The following is a 1,629-nucleotide window of genomic DNA, read 5'->3' on the forward strand; positions in this document are numbered from 1 at the left end:
AATCTCTGAGCACCGCTTCACTTGTTGAAGCAAATCGAACTTTTAATTGAAGAGTTTGATCATGGCTCAGATTGAACGCTGGCGGCAGGCCTAACACATGCAAGTCGAGCGGCAGCGGAAAGTAGCTTGCTACTTTGCCGGCGAGCGGCGGACGGGTGAGTAATGTCTGGGAAACTGCCTGATGGAGGGGGATAACTACTGGAAACGGTAGCTAATACCGCATGACCTCGAAAGAGCAAAGTGGGGGATCTTCGGACCTCACGCCATCGGATGTGCCCAGATGGGATTAGCTAGTAGGTGAGGTAATGGCTCACCTAGGCGACGATCCCTAGCTGGTCTGAGAGGATGACCAGCCACACTGGAACTGAGACACGGTCCAGACTCCTACGGGAGGCAGCAGTGGGGAATATTGCACAATGGGCGCAAGCCTGATGCAGCCATGCCGCGTGTGTGAAGAAGGCCTTAGGGTTGTAAAGCACTTTCAGCGAGGAGGAAGGCATCACACTTAATACGTGTGGTGATTGACGTTACTCGCAGAAGAAGCACCGGCTAACTCCGTGCCAGCAGCCGCGGTAATACGGAGGGTGCAAGCGTTAATCGGAATTACTGGGCGTAAAGCGCACGCAGGCGGTTTGTTAAGTCAGATGTGAAATCCCCGCGCTTAACGTGGGAACTGCATTTGAAACTGGCAAGCTAGAGTCTTGTAGAGGGGGGTAGAATTCCAGGTGTAGCGGTGAAATGCGTAGAGATCTGGAGGAATACCGGTGGCGAAGGCGGCCCCCTGGACAAAGACTGACGCTCAGGTGCGAAAGCGTGGGGAGCAAACAGGATTAGATACCCTGGTAGTCCACGCTGTAAACGATGTCGACTTGGAGGTTGTGCCCTTGAGGCGTGGCTTCCGGAGCTAACGCGTTAAGTCGACCGCCTGGGGAGTACGGCCGCAAGGTTAAAACTCAAATGAATTGACGGGGGCCCGCACAAGCGGTGGAGCATGTGGTTTAATTCGATGCAACGCGAAGAACCTTACCTACTCTTGACATCCACGGAATTCGCCAGAGATGGCTTAGTGCCTTCGGGAACCGTGAGACAGGTGCTGCATGGCTGTCGTCAGCTCGTGTTGTGAAATGTTGGGTTAAGTCCCGCAACGAGCGCAACCCTTATCCTTTGTTGCCAGCACGTAATGGTGGGAACTCAAAGGAGACTGCCGGTGATAAACCGGAGGAAGGTGGGGATGACGTCAAGTCATCATGGCCCTTACGAGTAGGGCTACACACGTGCTACAATGGCATATACAAAGAGAAGCGAACTCGCGAGAGCAAGCGGACCTCATAAAGTATGTCGTAGTCCGGATTGGAGTCTGCAACTCGACTCCATGAAGTCGGAATCGCTAGTAATCGTAGATCAGAATGCTACGGTGAATACGTTCCCGGGCCTTGTACACACCGCCCGTCACACCATGGGAGTGGGTTGCAAAAGAAGTAGGTAGCTTAACCTTCGGGAGGGCGCTTACCACTTTGTGATTCATGACTGGGGTGAAGTCGTAACAAGGTAACCGTAGGGGAACCTGCGGTTGGATCACCTCCTTACCTCAAGATACGCATTGTGCAGTGTCCACACAGATTGTCTGAT

The 1,629-nt window shown here is 53.3% G+C and carries 1 rRNA gene; it reads left to right on the top strand.

Annotated elements, in window-relative coordinates:
• Nucleotides 1-43: 43 nt before the first annotated feature.
• A 16S ribosomal RNA gene (locus tag AACU55_RS16770) occupies nt 44-1,586 on the top strand.
• Nucleotides 1,587-1,629: the final 43 nt, after the last annotated feature.

The organism is Rahnella sp. CJA17(1/100), from assembly GCF_963881615.1.
GTDB lineage: Bacteria > Pseudomonadota > Gammaproteobacteria > Enterobacterales > Enterobacteriaceae > Rahnella > Rahnella aceris.